This window comes from Embleya hyalina, from assembly GCF_003967355.1.
Lineage (GTDB): Bacteria > Actinomycetota > Actinomycetes > Streptomycetales > Streptomycetaceae > Embleya > Embleya hyalina.
On the sequence record NZ_BIFH01000013.1, the window covers coordinates 111,737 to 132,050 of the forward strand.

Here is a 20,314-nt window from a genome sequence, read left to right on the forward strand (position 1 = left end):
ATGGGGGGTGGGGGATGGGGGATGGGGGAATGGGCACCGGGAAGTGGGATGCCTCACCCGGGGCGGGCCGGGATGCCGCGCCACCGGGTTGCGTCGGGCAGGTGTTCGCCCTTCATGACCAGGGACAGTGCGTCGAGCGAGGCGCCCGCGCCGACCCGCGCGTCGTAGAGCACGACGGACCGGGTGCCGACCGAGGCACCCGCGCCGATCCGGACCTCGGACATCTTCATCACGCGGTCCTCGAACAGGTGGGTCTGCAACGACGTCACCTCCGCCACCGCCGCGTCGTCGCCCACCTCGACCAGGTCGAACTCGGTCAGGTACGTGGTGCCGAGCCAGACCCGGCGGCCGATCCGGGCGCCGAACAGCCGCAACACCGGGCCCATCAGGGGTGTGCCGGCGAGGATGTTGAGCAGACTCGGCACGACCAGGTTCTCGTACAGCCCGGTGATCAGCTCCGTGCGGCGCACCCAGATGCTCCACAGCGGTTCGACCCTGGCCCGATAGCGGCCGATGACCAGCCACTTCAACACCACCACGGCCAGCGTGGAGCCCACCCCGACGGCCAGGAACAGGGCCGGACCGAGCAGGAACAGCACCCACGGCGAGCAGGCCCCGGCGAGCCGGACGGCCGCGTACAGACTGCCGAGCGCACCCAGCGCGGCGATCGTGGCGGGCAGCGTCACCCGGAAGTACTCGATCGCCAGCCGGGCCGCGATCAGCCCCCGGCTGGGGTCGTACGTCAATTTCGCCGGGAAGTCCCGGCTCTCCTCGCGGCGCGGCAGGAAGATCGCGGGCGAACCGAGCCAGGTGGTCTCGGGGTCGATCGGCCGGGTCGGCGCGAGCGAGTGCACGCCGAGCAGACTGTTCTCGCCGAGCCGGCACGAGCCGGGAACGAGCGCGCCGTTGCCGACGAAGCTGCGCGCGCCGATCTCGGCCGGGGCGAGCGCGACCTGCCCGTGATGGAACACGGCCGGGCCCACCACGCTGACGTCCGCCACGAAGCTGCGCTCGCCGATGATCAGCATCTCGGGGTCGACGAAACTGACCGTGGCCACCTCGGACCAGCGTCCGGTACGGGCACCGAGCAGGCGCAGGAACGGGACGAGGTACAGCGTCGAGTAGAGCGAGTGGGTCAGCGTCAGACTGGCCGTCATCATGCCGTCGCCGATCCACTTGCGCACGCCCAGGCCACTGCGTTCGGGATGGATCCCGGCCCGGGAGCGCGGCAGCACCACCCGTTTGACCACCAGCACCAGCACACACGTGAACAGCACCACCAGCGGCCCGGCCGGGAGCGTGGCGGCGATCGCCCACCCGAAGCCGTATCGCCAGGCGACGACCCCCACGAGCGCGCCGGCGGCACCGGCGACCAACAGCGGGACCAGGGCGAGCAGTAGGGCGCCGGCGCCGAAGCCGATCAGGACCCGCAGCGGCCAGGCACGGCCGTCGTCCTCGGCCGCCATCGCGTCGAGCAGGGCCGGCGCCCCCTCCTGGCGGGTGACGGGTGAGCCGGCCCAGTGCTCGTCGGCGGGCAGCACGTGGTCCGCCGGAACCGACGACTGCTCGCCGACCGAGGTCCGGTCGCCGATCACCGCGCCCGCGAGCACGACGCTGTTGGTTCCGACGAAGCAGCCGGCGCCGATGCGGACCGGCGCCAGCCGCAACCACCCGTGCTCGACCACGTACGGCTGGATCCGTGCGCCGTAGCCGATGCTCGTCCCGTCGCCGATCTCCACGAACGCGGGCAGCCCGAGCACCGCCGACACATGGCAGTCGCGGCCGATCCGGGCACCGACCAACCGCAACCACGGGGCCAGGAGCGGGGATCCGGTGAGGAACGCGAGCGGACTGAACGCGAGCATCCGGCCGTACAGCCAGAACCGCAGGTAGGTCACGCCCCACAGCGGATACCACCCGGGGCGTACGCCGAGCATCAACAACCGCGCGCCGAACAGCGTGACGAGCAGGCTCCCGACGATCCACCCGATCTCCAGGGCGATGAACCCGGGCAGGTGCAGGTGGGTGACGCGGTCGAGCGGGCCGCCGGGCGCCGGCTCGTGGATCGGCAGGTCCCAGGCCAGGAACAGTCGGTACAGCAGCACGACCGCGGGCAGGCCCAGGGCGAGCAGCCACGCGTACAGCGCGACGAACTGCGCGACACCGCAGGCGAATACCCGCCGGCCGCTGTGCCGGAGCGGCGCCGGCGCGGGGGTCGCGGGCGGCCGTGCGACACCGGCCGCCCGGACCTCGGCCGCCGCCTCGGCCTCGACGTGCCGGGCCAGGCCGCGAATGGTGGGGTGGGCGTACAGGTCGCCCATCGCCACGCCGCGCAACTCCGGTTCCCGGCGCAGTCGGGAGATCAGCCGGGCCGCCGCCATGGAGTGACCGCCGAGGTCGCAGAAGAAGTCGTCCTCGACGGAGAGCTCCGCGCCGCCGAGCACGTCCGCCCAGGCCCGGGTCAGGTGCCGCTCCAGCGCCGTCTCGGGCGCGACGTGGGTACCGGTACGCCGGTTCAGCGGCGCGGAGGCCGGCGCGGGCAGCGCGGCACGGTCGACCTTGTCCGCGGCCAGCAACGGGAATTCGGGCAACACCTCGACGTAGGACGGGATCATGTACGCGGGCAGCCGGCTCTGCAGGGCCACCCGCAACCGGGCCCGCAACGCGTCGTGGGCGTCGGGGGCGCCGCGGATGTGACGCACGCCGTTGGACCCGTTGGACCCGTTCGACCCCTTGGATCCGTTGGATCCGTTCGACCCCGCGTCGTGCGCCGGGGCCGACGCCCCGTCGCCGCCGACGAGTGTCACGTAGCCGACCAGGTCCTGCACGACGCCGTCCCGCTCCAGCGGGGTCACGACCGCGTTCTCGATCGCGGGGTCCTCGCGCAGCACCTCCTCGATCTCGGCCGCCTCGATGCGGTAGCCGCGGATCTTGAGCTGGGTGTCGACCCGGCCGAGGTATTCGATCTCGCCCGTCGCGGTGAACCGGCCGAGGTCGCCGGTGCGATAGATCCTCGGCACGTCGGCGCGTTCGGCCTCGATCGGGTTGGACACGAACCGCTCGGCGGTCAGGTCGGGGCGATTGACGTAGCCGACCGCCACACCCGGACCGCCGACGCAGATCTCCCCGCCCGCGCCCTCGTCGACCGGGCGCAGCCGCTCGTCGAGGATGTAGACCCGGTAGGTCGGCAGCGGTACGCCGATCGTCACCGGCCGGTTCGGGGCCAGTTCGCCGCAGGTCGCGGTGACGGTCGTCTCGGTGGGGCCGTACGCGTTGAGGATGCGTCGATCGGGTCGCGACCAGCGCCGGACCAGATCCGGCGGGCACGCCTCGCCACTGACCAACAGGCTGCGCAGAAGCGGGAATTCGCCCTCGATGGTGGTCAACAGGGTGGGTACGCAGCACAGCACCGTGATCCGGTGCTCCAGCAGGAAGTCGCTCAGCCCCTGGCCGACCCGCCCACCGTCGGTGGGACCGGAGATCAGGGTCGCCCCGGCGATCCAGGCCGGCCAGATCTCCTCGACCGAGAAGTCGAAAGCGATCGAGAGCCCCTGATAGACCCGGTCCCGGGCGCTCACCCGGTAGATCGGGGTGACCACGTGCAGGAAGTTGGCGATGCTCGCGTGCGACACGGCCACGCCCTTGGGGCGCCCCGTGGTCCCGGAGGTGTAGATCACGTAGGACCACGAGCCCGGCTCGATCCGCACGTCCGGCCGATCGTCCGATTCTCGGGCCAAGTCGTGCGCCGCGACGTCGAGTTCGAGCAGCGGGCAGGTCGCCTCCGCGGTGCGCCGGCGCATGTCGGACGTACTGACCAGATCGCACAGGTCGGCGTCCCGGGCGATGAAGGCGACCCGTTCGGCCGGGAACGACGGGTCGAGCGGGACGTAGGCGGCGCCTGTCTTGATCACGCCGAGCAGGGCCACGTATGCGTCGAGCGAGCGTTCGAGGAGGATTCCGACGGCGCGGCCCGGAGCGGCCCCGCGGCTCCGGAGCAGATTCGCCAAGCGGTTGGCTCGGCGGTCCAGCTCCGCGTAACTCAACGAGGTGTTCTCGCAGACGACGGCGACGGCCTCGGGATTGCGGTCGCAGGACCGCTCGAAGAAATGGGGGAGTACGCGGATCGGCGACTTGTCGAGAGTGGCCGTCGGGGGTGAGGCCCCCGGGGCGACGACCGAGTTCACCGGTCCGGGAGTGGTTCTCATACGGGTCATGACTCGTCCTCGTCGGGGATTTATGTAAACCCGGTTGAATAATGAGATTCCATCGGACATGCCTGAAGATCGACATACACGACAGGTATGCAGGACCGCTGCGACACCGCCCGCGCGTGACCGGCGCTACGGGGAAGGGCGCGAGTTGCAGGCGCCATCGGTGCAGGTGAAGAAGCATTCAAGGACCTGGAAACACCCGCCGAAACGGCCCGAGACGAGCCGACGCGGCCGTTTCGCGCGGTGGATTCCGGCGAACGGCCGGAGAGCCGAAGAACGCCGTGGCGGCGCCTTGGGTTCGGCTCTCTGTGCAATTCGAAGTCGTGATCATTCTTGACCGGGAAGATCACGGTCGTGCCGCCTATTGCGACTCGTGCCGGGCTCGACATTTGCCCGATAGCGCATGGAAGGCGAAATGAAAACTAGGTTCGCGGACTGTCTCCGGAACAGGTGAATACGAGCCAACGTGGGGTGGCCCATTGCGGCGGGTGAGGTTTACCACGGGTAACCGGGGGGCGATGCCGCGCTCCGCCGCGGGGTCGCCCGGTCGGACATCCGAAGGCGGGGTCGGGGCGGGTATGGGTGGGGGAGGTATGCCCTCGACGGCCGGCCGGGGCCGCACGCGGACGCCGCACATGGATGTTACCCATTGGAAACATGCGGCTACACAGGGTGGTGACGATGTCGACGCACAGGCGAGATCGAGCCGACGGCGGGTCGGCGAAAGTCGCCCGTGGGCCTCTCCAGGCTCCGACGGCGCGTAAAGACTCGCTTACGGTTGGTTCTCGGTTGCCTCTTGACGCGCCGGGAACGGCCGTGATCGATCATGCGGGTCGAACGTCGCCACGCCGCCGCGCACAGTGCGCCGGTGCGCGATGCGCGTCGACCGTGGGTGGGTCAACCGCCGTCGTGCGTGGGCCACTCGTCGCCGCCCTCCCAGGCGACCCGGTCGCGGTCGGCGGGGTCGAGGCCCAGTTCGGCGGCGAGGGCGTCGAGTTCGCCCCGGTCGTGCAGTCGACGGTAGGTGCCGTCGGCGAGCATGACCAGCCGATACGTGTCACCGGGACGGTACGCCTCGACGACGAGGTCGAAGCGACCGTGTGCCTTGTCGCTCATGTCGTCCAGGGTCGCGCATCCGAGTGCGAGCGGCCGGCGCCGGCGGGGGCGGGAACCACCGGCCGATGCCATCCTGGGGAGAGTGCACCTCGGGCGACACCACATCACGTTCGAGCGGTGGAGGTGTGGGGGATGGGTGGTGCGGGGAGAGCCGCGCGACTGGTCTGCGGGCGGCGTGCCAAGTGGATCATCGTCGTGCTCTGGATCGTGGTCCTGGCCGCGGCCGGTCCGGCCGCGAGCAAGCTGACCGACGCGGAGAAGAACGACGCCTCCGCGTGGTTGCCGGAGAGCGCCGAGTCGACGAGAGTCGTCGACGAATCGAAGGCGTTCCTGCCGCAAAACGTCACCGCGGTCGTGGTGTACGCGCGCGACTCCGGCCTGACCCCGAGCGACGACGCGACGATCGCCGCCGACGCCGAGCAGCTGCGCGCCCTGACCGCCCACGGCATCGTCGGCTCCCAGGTACAGGGCCCCCTGCCCGACCGTGTCGCCGACCCGCGAGCGAAGGTGATCCTGGTCCCGATCACCTTCGGCGACAACGGCTGGAACAGCATCTCCAAGGCCGTGGACCAGATCCGGCCGATCGTGACGGACCACCCCGACGACGGCCTGGAAGCGCACATCACGGGTCCCGGCGGGGTCGCCGCCGACAGCAGCGACGCCTTCGCGGGCATCGACGGAACCCTGTTGTTCGCCGCCCTCGGCGTGGTCGTGGTGATCCTCCTCTGCACCTACCGCAGTCCGACGCTGCTGCTGGTCCCGGTGGTCTGCGTGGTCGGCGCGTTGCTCGCCGCCCAGGCGGTGATCTACGTGCTGGCCCGGCACGCCTCGCTCGTGGTCAACGCGCAGAGCGCGGGCATCCTGACCGTGCTGGTCTTCGGCGCCGGCACCGACTACGCGCTGCTGCTCGTCGCCCGCTACCGGGAGGAACTGCGCCGTCACGAGGATCGGCACGAGGCGATGGCGCTGGCCCTGCACCGGGCCGGACCCGCCGTGATCGCCAGCGCCTCCACGGTGATCGTGAGCATGTTGTGCCTGCTCGCCGCCGAGATGAACTCCACCAACGGGCTGGGACCGGTGGCCGCGATCGGCGTGGCGGTGGCGCTGCTCGCGATGCTGACCCTGTTCCCGGCGGTGCTGCTGATCACCGGGCGATGGATCTTCTGGCCCGCCGTCCCGCACCTGGGCTCGCCCGAGCCGACCGAGACCGGCCTGTGGGCTCGGACGGGTCGCCGCATCGCCCGCCGCCCGCGCGTCGTGTGGATCACCACCGTCGCGATCTTGGCCGCGCTGTCCTTCGGCCTGATCTCGCTGAACGCCTCGGGCCTGACCACCGCCGAGAGCTTCACCGGCACGCCCGACTCGGTGGTCGGCCAGAAGGTCCAGGCCCGCTACTTCCCCGCCGGCACCGGACAACCGCTCCAGGTGGTCGCGAACACCGCGTCGCTGGACGCGGTCCGCACCTCGCTCGCCGCCGTCCCCGGAGTGGTCGCCGACAGTGTCACCATGCCGCCGGGCGTACCGGCGGAGCGCGACGGACGCTCGTATGTGGAGGCGACCCTGACCGCCGCCGCCGACAGCGGCGCGGCCCGGGACACGGTCGACGCCGCCCGCTCCGCGGTGCACGCGGTGCCGCACGCCGACGCCCTGGTGGGCGGCGGTACCGCGGCCCAACTCGACAGCAATCGCGCCTCGGTCCGGGACGAGAAGGTGCTGATCCCCGTCATCCTGGCCGTCGTACTGATCATTCTGGCGCTGCTGTTGCGGGCCGTGGTGGCGCCGGTGGTGCTGATCGCGACGGTGGTGGTGTCGTTCACCGCGGCGCTCGGGATCAGTGCGTTGGCGTTCCGCCACGTGTTCGACTTCGCGGCCGAGGACACCTCGTTCCCACTGCTCGTGTTCGTCTTCCTGGTCGCCCTGGGCATCGACTACAACATCTTCCTGAGCACGCGGGTGCGGGAGGAGAGCATGCGCGCCGACACCCGCACCGGTGCGCTGACCGGCCTCGCCGCGACCGGTGGGGTGATCACCTCGGCCGGCCTCGTGCTGGCGGGCACCTTCGCGGCGCTGGCCACGCTGCCGATCGTCGGGTTCGCCGAGATCGGCTTCGCGGTCGCACTGGGTGTCCTGCTCGACACCATGGTGGTGCGGCCGGTGCTGGTCACGGCGCTGACGCTCGACCTGCGGCACCGGATGTGGTGGCCGAGCGCGCTGTGGCGACGCGAGGCGGAGGCGGCGGGTCGGGCCGAGGCCGGGAGTGGTGACGGGCGGTAGGCGAGGGCCCCCGGCGGGCCGGAGGCCGGAGTTACAGTGGAGGAACAGGGAGTGCTCGGGGACGCCCGCATGCTCGGGGCAGTCGTTTCGGCACCGGAGTCGGCCATGATCGTGGCGCTCGTGATCATCATTGTCGTCGGCGGCATCGTCGCGCTGGTCGGGCTGCTCGCCGCGACCGGGCTGCGCGTGGTCCGCCAATACGAACGCGGCGTGGTGTTCCGCCTCGGCCGCGTACAGGAGCCGATCCGCGAGGCCGGACTGACCCGGATCGTGCCGATCGTGGACCGCATGCGGAAGGTCAACACGCAGATCGTGACGATGCCGATCCCCGCCCAGGACGGCATCACCCGGGACAACGTCACCGTCCGGGTCGACGCAGTCGTCTACTTCCGGGTGAACGATCCGGTCAAGGCGACGGTCCAGGTCCAGGACTACGAGTTCGCGGTGTCGCAGGTCGCGCAGACGTCGTTGCGCTCGATCATCGGCAAGAGCGACCTGGACGACCTGCTGTCGAATCGTGAGGCGCTGAATCAGGGGCTGGCGCTGATGATCGACTCGCCCGCGGTGGGCTGGGGCGTGGAGATCGACCGGGTGGAGATCAAGGACGTGGCGCTGCCGGAGTCGATGAAGCGCTCGATGTCCAGGCAGGCCGAAGCGGAGCGGGAGCGGCGCTCGCGGATCATCACCGCCGACGGCGAGTTCCAGGCGTCGCGCAAGCTGGCCTCGGCGGCGACCGTGATGTCGAGCAGTCCGGCGGCACTGCAGTTGCGCCTCCTCCAGACGATCGTCGAGGTCGCGGCCGAGAAGAACTCGACCGTCGTGCTGCCGTTCCCGGTGGAGCTGTTGCGGTTCCTGGAGAACGCGACCGCGGAATCGGCGCCGGGCTCGGGCGCGATGGCGGCCGGCGCGAACGGCACGTCGGCGTGGTTGCGGGAGGGGCACGCGCGACCGTCGGTCTCGACGCGTCCGCATCACCTGAAGAACCGGCGGTGACGGCCGCGAGGCCGATCCCGCCGTGTGCCGGGCCGGGTGGTCGGCGACGGGTCGACCCGCATCGGAGCGAAGCTTTGTGCGGCGATCTGACGGCCTGAAAGGCCGGTTTGGGTAGGGGGATTTGGCTCGTGGGATTTCAGGCGCTCAGAAAGGCGTACAGAGACCCTTAAGGTCTGGTGTTCGGGTCCATATTGGGTATGCTGAACTGGTTCTCGGGGCGCGGAAACCTGTGCGCCTCGGGCTTGTTCGGCCTGTCCGGGGCCGGTGTATCACCCGACGACACGACCGCTCCCGCCATCACGGTGGGAGCGTGATTCGTGATGCCAGAAAAGAGGGCCTTGTGACTGATTCCGGCAGCCTTTCCGCCGTCGCGTCGTCCGACGTCGGCGGGAGGGAGGGCCCGGCGTACGACGCCGGCGCGATCACCGTGTTGGACGGGCTGGACGCGGTGCGCCGGCGGCCGGGGATGTACATCGGCTCGACCGGCGAGCGCGGGCTGCATCACATGGTGCAGGAGATCGTGGACAACTCCGTCGACGAGGCCCTGGCCGGTGTCGCGGATCGCATCGATGTCACGCTCCTGGCCGACGGTGCCGTGCGGGTGGTGGACAACGGGCGCGGGATTCCGGTCGGGCTGCACCCGGAGAAGGGGCTACCGGCCGTCGAACTGGTGCTGACCGTGCTGCACGCGGGCGGCAAGTTCGGGGGTGGCGGCTACGCGGTCTCCGGCGGGCTGCACGGCGTCGGGTTGTCCGTGGTCAACGCGCTGTCCACGCATCTGTCGGTGGAGATCCGCGCCGACGGCCGGCGGTGGACCCAGGACTATCGCCGGGGTGTGCCCGTCACCGAACTGGTCCGGCACGAGGCCGTCTCCGACACCGGCACCTCGCTCACCTTCCGGGCCGACCCGGACGTCTTCGAGACCACCGAGTACTCGTTCGAGACCCTGGCCCGTCGCCTCCAGGAGATGGCCTTCCTCACCGGGGGCCTGACCCTGGCCCTGACCGACGAACGCCACGGCGCACGGACGCCGGGCACCACGCCGGGCGGGACCGGCGCCGGGGAGCCGGCCCGGTCCGTCGTGTACCGCTATCAGGGCGGCATCGTCGACTTCGTCACCCACCTCAACGCCGGCAAGGGCGAGCCGGTGCACGCGTCGGTCGTCGCCATCCGGGCCGAGGACGCGGAGCGGTCGGTGTCCGTCGAGGTCGCGATGCAGTGGAACTCCCGGTTCAGGGAAGGGGTGTACTCCTATGCCAACGCCATTCACACCCGCGAGGGCGGCACCCACGAGGAGGGTTTCCGCGCCGCGCTGACCGGCGTGGTCAACCGCTACGCGCGCGAGCGACGGTTGTTGCGGGAAAAGGACGAGAACCTGCCCGGCGAGGACATCCGCGAGGGGCTGACGGCGATCGTCTCGGTCAAGCTGGGCGAGCCGCAGTTCGAGGGCCAGACCAAGACCCGGCTGGGCAACACCGAGGCGCGGACGTACGTACACAAGGCCGTGCACGAGCAGTTGACCGACTGGTTCGCCCGAAACCCGGTCGACGCGACGGAGATCGTGCGCAAGGCGGTCCGGGCCCGCACCGCCCGGCTCGCCGCGCGCAAGGCCCGTGATCTCACCCGCCGCAAGAGCCTGGTGGAATCCATCGCGCTGCCCGGCAAACTCGCCGACTGCCGGTCCACCGATCCGACGGCCTGCGAGATCTTCATCGTCGAGGGCGACTCCGCCGGCGGTTCGGCCAAGTCCGGCCGCAATCCCGAGTATCAGGCGATCCTGCCGATCCGGGGCAAGATCCTCAACGTCGAGAAGGCCCGCGTCGACAAGATCCTCGACAACCAGGAGATCCAAGCCCTCATTTCGGCCTTCGGCACCGGCGTGCACGAGGACTTCGACATCGACCGGCTGCGCTACCACCGGATCATTCTGATGGCCGACGCGGACGTCGACGGTCGGCACATCAACACGCTGCTCCTGACCTTCCTCTTCCGTTTCATGCGGCCGCTGATCGAGGCCGGCCACGTGTATCTCTCCCGCCCGCCGCTGTACAAGATCACCTGGGGGCGGGGCGACATCGAGTACGCCTACGCCGATCGGGAACGCGACGTGCTCGTCGAACGCGGCCGGCGCGAGGGCAGGCGGCTGCGCGAGGAGAGCATCCAGCGCTTCAAGGGGCTCGGCGAGATGAACGCGGAGGAGTTGCGGGTGACGACCATGGACCGGGACCACCGGGTGCTCGGTCGCATCACGCTCGAGGACGGCGCACAGGCGGACGCGCTGTTCTCGATCCTGATGGGCGAGGACGTCGAGGCGCGGCGCGGGTTCATCCAACGCAACGCCGCCGACGTGCGGTTCCTGGACATCTGACGCACGGGGCCGGGTGCCTCGCGCGGCGACGACCGTCGCGGCGCGAGGCACCGAATCCCGTCCCGCCTACCCCTCGGCGTCCTTCTCCGCCCACAGTTCGCCCGCGTGCGCCGCGACGAGGGCGGCGATTCGGGCGAGTACGTCGTCCGCCGGTCGCGCGTCGAGCCGGCGGCCGTCGCGCAGGCGCAGCGCGACGTGGTCGGCGGCGGCCTCGCGGGCGCCGAGCACGGCCTGATACGGGACCAGTCGCGCCTCCCGGATGCGGGCGCCCAGACTGCCTCGTTCCGGACCCGCGATCTCGACCCGCAGTCCGAGGTCGGCGCAGCGACGGGCCACCTCCTCGGCGCCCGGCCACTCGGCTTCGGTGATCGGCAGCACCACCACCTGGGTCGGCGCGAGCCAGGCGGGGAACGCCCCGCCGTGCCGCTCGATCAGGTGCGCCACGGCCCGTTCCACGCTGCCGATGATGCTGCGGTGGATCATCACCGGCCGATGCCGGGCCCCGTCGGCGCCGATGTAGTGCAGGTCGAACCGCTCGGGCTGATGGAAGTCGACCTGGACGGTGGACAGGGTGGACTCCCGGCCGGCCGCGTCGGTGACCTGGATGTCGATCTTGGGGCCGTAGAAGGCGGCCTCCCCCTCCGCCGCCTCGTACGGGAGGCCGGAGCGGTCGAGGACGTCGCGCAACAACGCGGTGGCCCGACTCCACTTCTCCGGCGCGGCGACGTACTTCCCGCCGGGACCCGGGAGGGAGAGCCGGTGGCGGCTCGCCTCGATGCCGAGTGCCCGGTACGCCCGGCGGATCATCTCCAGCGCGGCCCGCGCCTCGTCGGCGACCTGGTCGAGGGTGCAGAAGATGTGCGCGTCGTTGAGCTGGATCGCCCGCACCCGGGTCAGCCCACCCAGCACGCCGGAGAGCTCGGACCGGTACATGCCGCCCAACTCGGCCATCCGCAAAGGAAGTTCGCGGTAGCTGTGGGCACGGGAGCGGTAGATGACCGCATGGTGCGGACACAGGCTCGGCCGCAGCACCACCTGCTCGCCGCCGAGGTCCATCGGCGGGAACATGTCGTCGCTGTAGTGCGACCAGTGGCCCGAGATCTCGTACAACTCGCGCTTGCCGAGCACCGGCGAGTAGACGTGCCGGTAGCCCGCCCGGCGCTCCGCGCCCCGGATGTACTCCTCGAGGGTGTGCCGCACGGTGGCGCCGTCGGGCAGCCAGTAGGGCAGTCCCGCGCCGATCAGCGGGTCGGTGTCGAACAGGTCCAATTCGCGGCCGAGTCTGCGGTGGTCGTACACGGGGGTCTCCTCGCTGGTGTGGGGCGAGTGACCACAAGCCGAAGCCCCGGGGCACTCGCCCCGGGGCTTCTTGACCAAGACATCTGTCAGCGCGCCGGGACACTCTCCGGCGTCGTCGTCATCATGGCAGCGCGCTTCATGCCGGCAACGGTAGCAGAGAGGGGCGTCGGGTATACGGTGAGTCGATGATCATTTCGCTGCCGTCCGGCGACTTTCGCGCGTACCTGTTCGACTGCGACGGAACCATCGTCGACTCCATGCCGCTGCACTATCGGGCCTGGAAGCAGGCCCTCGACGAGTGGGACTGCGCGTTCCCCGAGGACCTGTTCTACGCCTGGGGCGGTCGACCGGTGACGGACATCATCGCCTCGCTCAACGCGGACCGGGGCCTGGCCATGCCGGTCGAGACGGTCGCCCGCCGGCGGGAACTGCTCTTCCGGGAGTATCTGCCGCAGTTGACCCCCGTACCGGGGATCCTCGCGCACATCGACGACGCGTGCGGGCGGATACCGACCGCCGTGGTCTCCGGGAGCACCCGCGACTCGGTCACCTCGTCGCTGGACACCCTCGGACTGCTCGACCGGTTCGACGTGCTGGTGTGCGCCGAGGACTACACGCGGGCCAAGCCCGACCCCGAGGGCTTCCTCCGCGCGGCCGGGCACCTGGGTGTCGCACCGGAGCACTGCCTGGTCTTCGAGGACACCGAGATGGGGATCCGGGCCGCCACGGCCGCGGGCATGGCATCGGTGCGGGTGCCGCAGAGCCGTCGGGGGTGAATGAGCGTCCCGGGTGAGGGCGCGGACACGGCGGGTGGAGCGTCGCCGCGGGCCGGCGGCGAATTCACGCGGTCGTCGGCCGTTGTTGGCGGTGTGGATGATCTTCGTGGGTTTTCCAACCAATACCGTGCGCATGCCCCCACCCCGCCTGCGCCCGGAGAAGCACCATGTGCGAGCAGCACGACGACGATTGTCCCCAGCCCGTCACGCCCCTGTCCGGGCCCGCCCGCCGGGCGTTCCTGCGCTCCGCGGCGCTGGCCGGAGCCGGTGCCGCGGCCGTGGGGGCGGTCGGCATCTCCCCGGCCGCCGCGGCCGGCACGGACGGCGGCGCCGGCGGCGCGGCGGCCGACGCGCCGGTGGACGCGCAGGGCATGCCCGCGTGGCGTCCTGATCGCGACAGTCGGCGATTCACGCTGGTGGTGATGCCGGACACGCAGTACATGTTCGACGAGCCGAGCATCACCACCGAGCCGATCGAGGCGTCCTTCCGGTACATCCTGGAGCACGCGCGCGAGGACAACATCGTCTTCATGGCGCACCTGGGCGACCTCACCCAGAACGGCCGCAAGCCCGAATTCGACGGCATCGGCCGGGCGTTCGAGGTGCTCGACCGCAAGGGCGTGGCCTACAGCGTGCTGGCGGGCAACCACGACATCGATTCCAACACCGACGACCGGCGCGGCCGGTCCGCGTACCTGGACACGTTCGGCCCGCAACGCTTCCGCGGCAAACGCTCGTTCGGCGGGGCCACCCCGGACGGCTACAACACCTACCACCTGTTCCAGGCCGGGGGACGGGAATGGCTCGTACTCGCCCTGGACTGGCGGCCCTCGCCCGCGAGCATCGCGTGGGCGCGCAAGGTGATGGCGGACCACCCGCATTCGCCGGTGATCCTGACCAGCCACGAACTGGTCTCCGCCGACATCCCGGGCCGGGAGGCGGAATTCTCCGACCACGGCCGCCGGTTGTGGGACGAACTGATCAAGGGCAACGACCAGATCTTCCTCACCCTCAACGGCCACTACTGGCCGGCCGGCCGCAGTACCCGTCGCAACGACGCCGGCAACGACGTACACCTGCACATCACCAACTACCAGAACCGCTACTTCGGCGGCGCCGCGATGATCCGGCTCTACCACTTCGACCTGGACCGCGACACCATCGACGTGGAGACGCTGTCCCCGTGGATCCTCGGTCGCAACAGCCGCGACCTCAACGAACTCGAGCGCCGCGAGATGGAGTTGACCGGACCCGACGACTACTTCTCGGTGCCGGTCGACTTCGACAGGCGGTTCGCGCGCTTCGCGCCGATACCCCAGCGCCCGGCCCGTCCGGCCGCACGCATGGTGGTGCCCGGCACGGTCGCCTACTGGCGCTTCGACGGCTCGCACAAGGACGGTGCGCCGGTACCCGGCGGGCAGCGGGTCAAGGACCTGTCCGGGCGCGGCAACGACCTGACGCTGATCCCGGCGCCGGGCGCCGCCGCCGGGTCGGTCAGCTGGTCCGGGCAGTACCACCCGGACCAGCCCGGACACGGCAGCGTCCGGCTCGCGGGCGGCAAATCCCCGCTGCGCGGCGGCCACTTCCAGACCGCGGCCGACGCACCGCTGAACCGGGCGACGTTCCGCTCCGGGTACACCGTCGAGGCGTTCTTCAAGCTGCCCGCCGACTGGGACGGCGGCAAGGACGCGTGGTCGGCGCTGCTGAGCCGCTGGGGGATGAGCGGCGAGGCGCGCAAGCCGAAGGGCGACCCGCAGGAGCCGGTGGTCACGCTGAGCCTGTCGGGCGGACGCGAACTCCAGTGGTGCGTCTACCCGCTGGACAGCGACGGCTCGGCCACCAACTGGGGCCACGAACTGACCCTGGACGCCTGGTGGCACGTCGCCGTCGTGAACGACGCCCGGCAGACCACGATGTACATCGACGGCTGCCCGGTGGTGCGCAACCCGACGGCCCGCTCGATCGGCCTGACCACGCTCAACCTCCCCTGGATGCTGGGCGGTTACGCGTACGACGGCAAGCTCGACCAGACCCTCAACGCCTGGGTGGGCGACGTGCGCGTCGTCGATCGCGCGCTGCGCCCGGACGCCTTCATGATCGGTCGCTGAGCGGCGCGGCAGCCGTGGCGGCTACTGCTTGAGCTTGCGCCAACCGCCCGCGCGGTTGTTGGCGATGATGTGCTCGAACATCGCCTTGAGGGCGGGACCGTTGATGGTCTCGCCCTCGCGGACGGCCACCGTGCGGGCGGTCTTGTTGTCGTGGCCGCCGGTGATGATCCCCTCGGGGTCGGGGACGATGGCGCCGTCGTACAGGAACACGTTGACGTGGTTCTTGGCCGCGAGCAGTGCGCAGATGTTGCCCTGGAGCACGAAGTAGGGCCGGACGGTGCGCTTGATGGTCTCGACCACCTCGTCGTCGGCGGCGTGCACCAGATCCCGGACCTCGCGACAAATGGCCTGTTGCCACTCGGGCAGGGCCTCGATGTAGGTGTCGACCCGCGGGTCGGTGATGTACGTCATGCCCCGCAACGGTAGCCGAAGCACCGCGCCCACGGCCGGCGGTGAACCTCCACGGGTAAACGCGCCGGTAGCCCGTGCCGGGAACGGGGGCGCGGAGAAGTCGGGGCCGGGCGGACGGGAAAGCCCGACGAGACGGTCGGAGAACGTGCGCCTCCGGGCCGTCACGCGCGTTCGATCGATATGACGACCGGGTTGTGCGGGCGACGTCCCCGCATTCGCGACCGACGCGCTCCGCCGTCGAATTCCACGACGCATCCGACGCGGTACCGTGTGTGATTGGAAATTCCTTTCCTGTCGAAGACCGAGCGACCGGTGACGGGATCTGCGCGGTCGGTGATCGGCGATGTGCTGTCGAGGGCGCACCGCGACAGGCGCGGCCACACCGTCCTCGCCGGTGCGCGACATTTCGAAATAGTCACGTTATATTTGCTGTCGGCAAATTCCGCGCGCCCGAGCCGAACGAATGGCGGGCCGGATTCGACGCCCGGGTGACGATGCCCCGGAAACCCTCCGTCCGGAGCGATGTTACCGAAAGGTATACCAAACTCTGGTAACCCGCTCGGCCTTATCGAGATTTCCTCCCCGGTCAAAAATCCTGGGCAATGCGCTTTATACGGCGCGGCGGCCCGCAGGGCCGCGAAAACGCAATGATCCCGGCCGGGCCGGCAGGCGTGACGGGTTGACGGGGACCGCGGCGGAACACGCTTCGGGTGCGTTCACGGCGCACCGTCCCGTCTTCCCGGCGGACCACCCGACCCACGTCCACACCGCGACGGGCCGGATGAACGGGGGCGGGTATGAGGGAGCAGGACGGGATCCTCCCGCGGGAGGCTTCGACGGGTACGCCGGCCGACACGCGGCGCGGGCGCCGGTCATGAGCGCGACGTACGCGGAGAAGAGCCGCGTCGAACACGCGCGTCCGACCGGTCACCCCGGATTCGACGAGAGCCGCTTCGAGCGCCCCGGCCCGCTCGCGGGGGCGCGCACCGACGCGTACGCGGACCCGTTCCACCCGGACGCCGACGACGAGCACGCGAGCGATCGGCGCGTGCGCGACCTGCTCACCGCGCAGCGCCTGGCGGCCGGCCCGAACGGCACCCGCGACCTGCTGCGGTGGCTCGCCCACCGCACCGGCACCCACATGCGCATCGTGGACCACGAAGGGGCCGTCCACCACGAGGCGTTCGAGGACGCCGCGAACCCCGCCGGCCGCGACGTCGGATCACGAGCCGGCACCGGGCACACGATCACGCTGGGGATCGGCGGCGAGCGCGACGCACCCCAGGGCACACTGCAACTCCTCGACCCGGGCCGGGCCGGGCAACGGACGCAGGTCCTGCTCGCCGACACCGTGCCCGTGCTCGGCTGGGCCTGGAACGCGGAGCGCGCGACGGCCGAGCGTCGGCGCGGCGCCGAGGCGGACGCGCGCAGCCGGCAGGCGGTGCTGCGACTGCTGAGCGCCGGTCACACCTCGACGGCCCAGGACGTCGCGCTGGCCATGGGTTCCCCGCTGCCCGACGTGGTGGGTGTGCTCGTGGTCCGGTTCCCGGAAGAGCGCCGTCGCGGCATCGAACGCGCGGCGCGGCGCCTGTCCGGCGACGGAGTGCGATGGGCCCCCGACCTGACGCACGCCGACCGCCTGGTGTTCCTGGTACCCGCGCACGGAACGCCGGCCCCGCCCCGCGAGCGTGGCGCCGCCGCGGCGGAACGACCCGAGACGGCCCACCGGGTGGCCGGTCGGTTGAGCCGGGAGTTCGACGACGTCCTCGTCGGGGTCAGCGACGCGGTCGCCCTCGAACACACCTCGGTGGCCTATGAGCAGGCCGCGCGAGCGGTGTCGCGGGCGCCGGCCGGAGCGGATCGAGTGGTCGGGTTCGAGGAACACGCGACGCCGGACGAGTTGATCGGCCTCGACGGTGTGGCCTGGGCACGGCGGCGACTCGCGCCGTTGCGGGCCTACCGACCCGCGCGACGCGCCGACCCGGGCGCCGACGAACTGGCCACCACCCTGGAGACCTGGCTGCGCCTGGGCGGCCGTGCCTCACGCCGACTGCACCTGCACCGCAACACGTTGATCGCACGATTGAAGAGCGTGGCCGCGCTCCTGGACGCGGACCTGGACTCGTTGGCCGTTCGGGCCGAACTGTCCCTGGCGCTGCGGATCCTGGCGCTGCACGGCGCGGGCGACCGGGACGGCGGTGTGGAAACCGGCGCGGAGGGGAACGCGACGGTCGCCGAAGCGGTGACGGTCGAGAACCTGCTGGCGTTGCCCCGGGTCCGGACCTGGGCCGAGGATCTGGTCCGTCCGCTCGGTTCGGACGCGGGATCCCACGATCTGCGAACCCTGCGGACCTGGCTCGACCTCGACGCCCGGATCGAGCCGACCGCCGCGGCGCTGGCGATCTCCGGGCCGGGAGTGCGCAAGCGGCTGGTCCGGATCGAGGAACGCCTGGGCGCGGGCCTGATCGGTTGCCCCGCCACCCAGATCGACCTGTGGCTCGCCCTGCGGGCGGCGGCCCACGCCACGGCCACCGCCCACCCCGACCACGACACCGCGACACGATCCTGAGCCGACGCGGGCCGTCAGGCCCGCGTCACCCGGTCGAGAGCCGCACGTGACCGACACCAGCGGGCGTTCTCGGCCAACCGCTCCCGCCAGCCGCTCCGATCCACCCGGCTCGGGTCGAACAGGGCGACGGCCTCGTCGTAGAGCCGGGCCGCCAAGTCGGCCCGGTCGGCCAACAGGGCCAGGTAGGCGTGCAGTTCCCGGGTGGCCACGGCCGCGCCGAGGTCGCCCGAGGCCGAGGCCGCCCTCGCCATGGTCTTGGCGACGATCAGGGCCCGGTCCGGCTCGCCCCGGTCGAGTGCCCGGCCGATCACCCCGAGAGCACGTTGCTGCTCGGGCGTCGGCGTGGGAACGTACGGCGACTCGCCCGCGTCCCACCGGCCGCCCTCGTCCGGCCACGCCTCCTCGGCCTCCTTCGCGGCCGGGACGGGCGAGACGTCGACATGTTCCACCGGCGCCGGCGGTGGGGTGGACACCGCGAGCGTCGGCGTCGACGGCGGGTCCACCGGCGACGGCGACGGCTCCGCGCCGCCGGACAGGCCCGGGAACGCCGGTGGTTCGTACTCCGGCGCGCGCGGCGGGGCGACCCGGACCTCGGGAGCCGCACCCGCGCGCGGGTGCCTCGGCCCGGTCGCCGCGGCGGTTCGCCCGCGTCGCAGGCCCAACCCGCGGCGAGCCGGTTTGACGGGCGTCGGATCCCCGGCCTGGACGACCCTTCCTTCCGAGTCGACGATCAACGGGAAGGTCGTGCCGTCCGGCTCGACGGCCTGTACCCGCACCGCGCGACCGAGTACTCCGGCGGTTTCCGCGGCGACCGCCAACGCCACGTCCCTCGGGTTGCGGCCGGGGTCCACCGGGACCGGGACCCCACCGATCTCCACGGTGTCGTTCGGGCCCAATTCGATCAGGATCACGGGCCATGCGGGGACGGCGGTGTGCTCACTCACGGGAGCCTCCCGATTCGTTCGGTGTCGCGGAGCCTCCGGTCGCCGGGCCGCCGGACCTCGTCGGCGACGGCCGGGGGCAGACCGGGTCCGAGCGGGACATCATCATGCTCGGTTCGCCGCTGACGAGTGTGGTGACCACGACGCACGAGTTCACGCCGACCTGGGGGCCGGCCAACACCGCGGTCAACTCCCCGGCGCGCGGCACCTCGGTCTTTTGCACGGCACCGTCACGGCTTTGCGCGACGACGAGATACCCGACGATGAGGTCGGTGCGCTCCGGGACCTTCCAGGAGACCAACAGGCGCCCCTCGAACGACTTGACGGACACACCCTGGGGTCGGTACGGCGCAGCCGCGTCCGGCGCCATCATGGTGGCCGGGGCCGGCGGTGCGGTCGGCGTCGCCGCGACGGGTTTCTCCTGCCGGGACGCCAGGACCATGATGCCGACCGAGGCGATCACGAGCACGACCAGGCCCGCGATCACGAACACGACCCAGCGTGGCCTGCGCTTGGGCGCGGGAAACCACTCGTGGGGCTCGGTCGAGGCCTGTTGGAAGTCCCACCCGAACGCCTCGGTCGATTCCGGCCCCGGCTCCGGCTCCGGCTCGGAAATCGGGAGCGTGAGCGGCGTCTTGACCTCGGATCGGGGTTCGGGCTCCGCGTCGCCGCTCGGCTCCGGAGTCGTCGACCAGGCTCCGACGGGCATCGGTCGGTGCTCCGCGGCGGGATCCATCGCCCGCGACAGCGGCGCGTACGTCTCGCCCGGGTCCGCGGTGGACCACCGCGACCGCGGTACGTCACCCGCCGCTTCCGGTTCGCTCGCCGGGGGCGCGGTCGGCGGCGGGGGAGGGGCGGGGATCGACTCGGCGGCGTCCGCGACGGGCTTCGCCGTCGTGAACCGCACGGGGCTCGGCTCGACTTCGTGGGTCGGCGCGGCGAACTCCCGAGACCGCGCGCCGACATCGCCGACGACCGGCGCCGTCCGCCCGGGTGCCGCCTCGCCGCCGCCGACCTCCGGCACCGCCCGCTCCCGCGCCGCGTCGACGCCGTGGGACGCGGTCACGGGCACGGCCGGTTCGGGCGCCGCCTCGTTGTTGTCGGGTGCGGGTGGGGCCTGTTCGCGCGTCGCCGGGATGTCCTCGGGCGCTGGCACGGCCGCTTGCCGGGCCGCCTCGTCGTTCTCGGGCGGCGGCACGGCCTGTTCCCGCGTCGCCGGGGTGTCCTCGGGCTTTGGCGCGGCCGGTT

The 20,314-nt window shown here is 71.4% G+C and carries 11 protein-coding genes and 1 pseudogene; 6 read left to right on the plus strand and 6 right to left on the minus strand.

What is annotated here, in order from left to right; translation table 11 throughout:
* Nucleotides 1–53: 53 nt before the first annotated feature.
* Both EMA17_RS00605 and EMA17_RS00610 read right to left on the minus strand, forming a co-directional pair.
* A complete protein-coding gene (locus EMA17_RS00605) occupies nucleotides 54–4,214 on the minus strand; it encodes a Pls/PosA family non-ribosomal peptide synthetase (RefSeq protein ID WP_246126370.1) in 4,161 nt (1,386 codons plus the stop codon).
* 894 nt (nucleotides 4,215–5,108) lie between these two features.
* On the minus strand, nucleotides 5,109–5,327 hold the full coding sequence (locus EMA17_RS00610; RefSeq protein ID WP_126634847.1) for a hypothetical protein: 219 nt from the start codon (nucleotides 5,325–5,327) through the stop codon (nucleotides 5,109–5,111).
* 132 nt (nucleotides 5,328–5,459) lie between these two features.
* On the opposite strand from EMA17_RS00610, the gene EMA17_RS00615 reads away from it, so the two are divergent.
* From EMA17_RS00615 to gyrB, 3 genes are all read left to right on the plus strand, one after another.
* Entirely contained in the window at nucleotides 5,460–7,601 is a 2,142-nt protein-coding gene (locus EMA17_RS00615) for an MMPL family transporter (RefSeq protein WP_126634848.1), read from the plus strand.
* Nucleotides 7,602–7,706: 105 nt separating this feature from the next.
* The gene (locus EMA17_RS00620) at nucleotides 7,707–8,594 is read left to right on the plus strand and encodes a slipin family protein (protein WP_126634849.1); all 888 of its coding nucleotides are present in this window, start codon (nucleotides 7,707–7,709) and stop codon (nucleotides 8,592–8,594) included.
* Nucleotides 8,595–8,934: 340 nt separating this feature from the next.
* On the plus strand, nucleotides 8,935–10,962 hold the full coding sequence (gene gyrB, locus EMA17_RS00625) for a DNA topoisomerase (ATP-hydrolyzing) subunit B (RefSeq protein ID WP_126634850.1): 2,028 nt from the start codon (nucleotides 8,935–8,937) through the stop codon (nucleotides 10,960–10,962).
* A 66-nt stretch (nucleotides 10,963–11,028) separates the two neighbouring features.
* On the opposite strand, the gene thrS is transcribed toward gyrB, so the two are convergent.
* Nucleotides 11,029–12,339, minus strand: a complete 1,311-nt coding sequence (thrS, locus tag EMA17_RS00630; RefSeq protein WP_307721514.1) for a threonine--tRNA ligase — start codon at nucleotides 12,337–12,339, stop codon at nucleotides 11,029–11,031.
* 107 nt (nucleotides 12,340–12,446) lie between these two features.
* Here thrS and EMA17_RS00635 point away from each other — a divergent pair, with 107 nt between their 5' ends.
* A complete protein-coding gene (locus EMA17_RS00635) occupies nucleotides 12,447–13,037 on the plus strand; it encodes an HAD family hydrolase (protein ID WP_126634852.1) in 591 nt (196 codons plus the stop codon).
* 167 nt (nucleotides 13,038–13,204) lie between these two features.
* A complete protein-coding gene (locus tag EMA17_RS00640) occupies nucleotides 13,205–15,145 on the plus strand; it encodes a LamG-like jellyroll fold domain-containing protein (protein ID WP_126634853.1) in 1,941 nt (646 codons plus the stop codon).
* Nucleotides 15,146–15,166: 21 nt separating this feature from the next.
* Here EMA17_RS00640 and EMA17_RS00645 read toward each other — a convergent pair whose 3' ends face one another.
* Nucleotides 15,167–15,556, minus strand: a complete 390-nt coding sequence (locus EMA17_RS00645; RefSeq protein WP_126634854.1) for a DUF1801 domain-containing protein — start codon at nucleotides 15,554–15,556, stop codon at nucleotides 15,167–15,169.
* An 874-nt stretch (nucleotides 15,557–16,430) separates the two neighbouring features.
* Here EMA17_RS00645 and EMA17_RS00650 point away from each other — a divergent pair.
* The gene (locus EMA17_RS00650) at nucleotides 16,431–18,125 is read left to right on the plus strand and encodes a helix-turn-helix domain-containing protein (RefSeq protein ID WP_126634855.1); all 1,695 of its coding nucleotides are present in this window, start codon (nucleotides 16,431–16,433) and stop codon (nucleotides 18,123–18,125) included.
* A gap of 14 nt (nucleotides 18,126–18,139) precedes the next feature.
* Here EMA17_RS00650 and EMA17_RS00655 read toward each other — a convergent pair whose 3' ends face one another.
* Together EMA17_RS00655 and EMA17_RS00660 are read right to left on the minus strand one after the other, a co-directional pair.
* Entirely contained in the window at nucleotides 18,140–19,069 is a 930-nt protein-coding gene (locus EMA17_RS00655; RefSeq protein ID WP_126634856.1) for a DEAD/DEAH box helicase family protein, read from the minus strand.
* Nucleotides 19,062–20,314, minus strand: a pseudogene (locus EMA17_RS00660) (hypothetical protein); the annotation flags it as partial. The pseudogene EMA17_RS00660 and the gene EMA17_RS00655, both read right to left, overlap by 8 nt.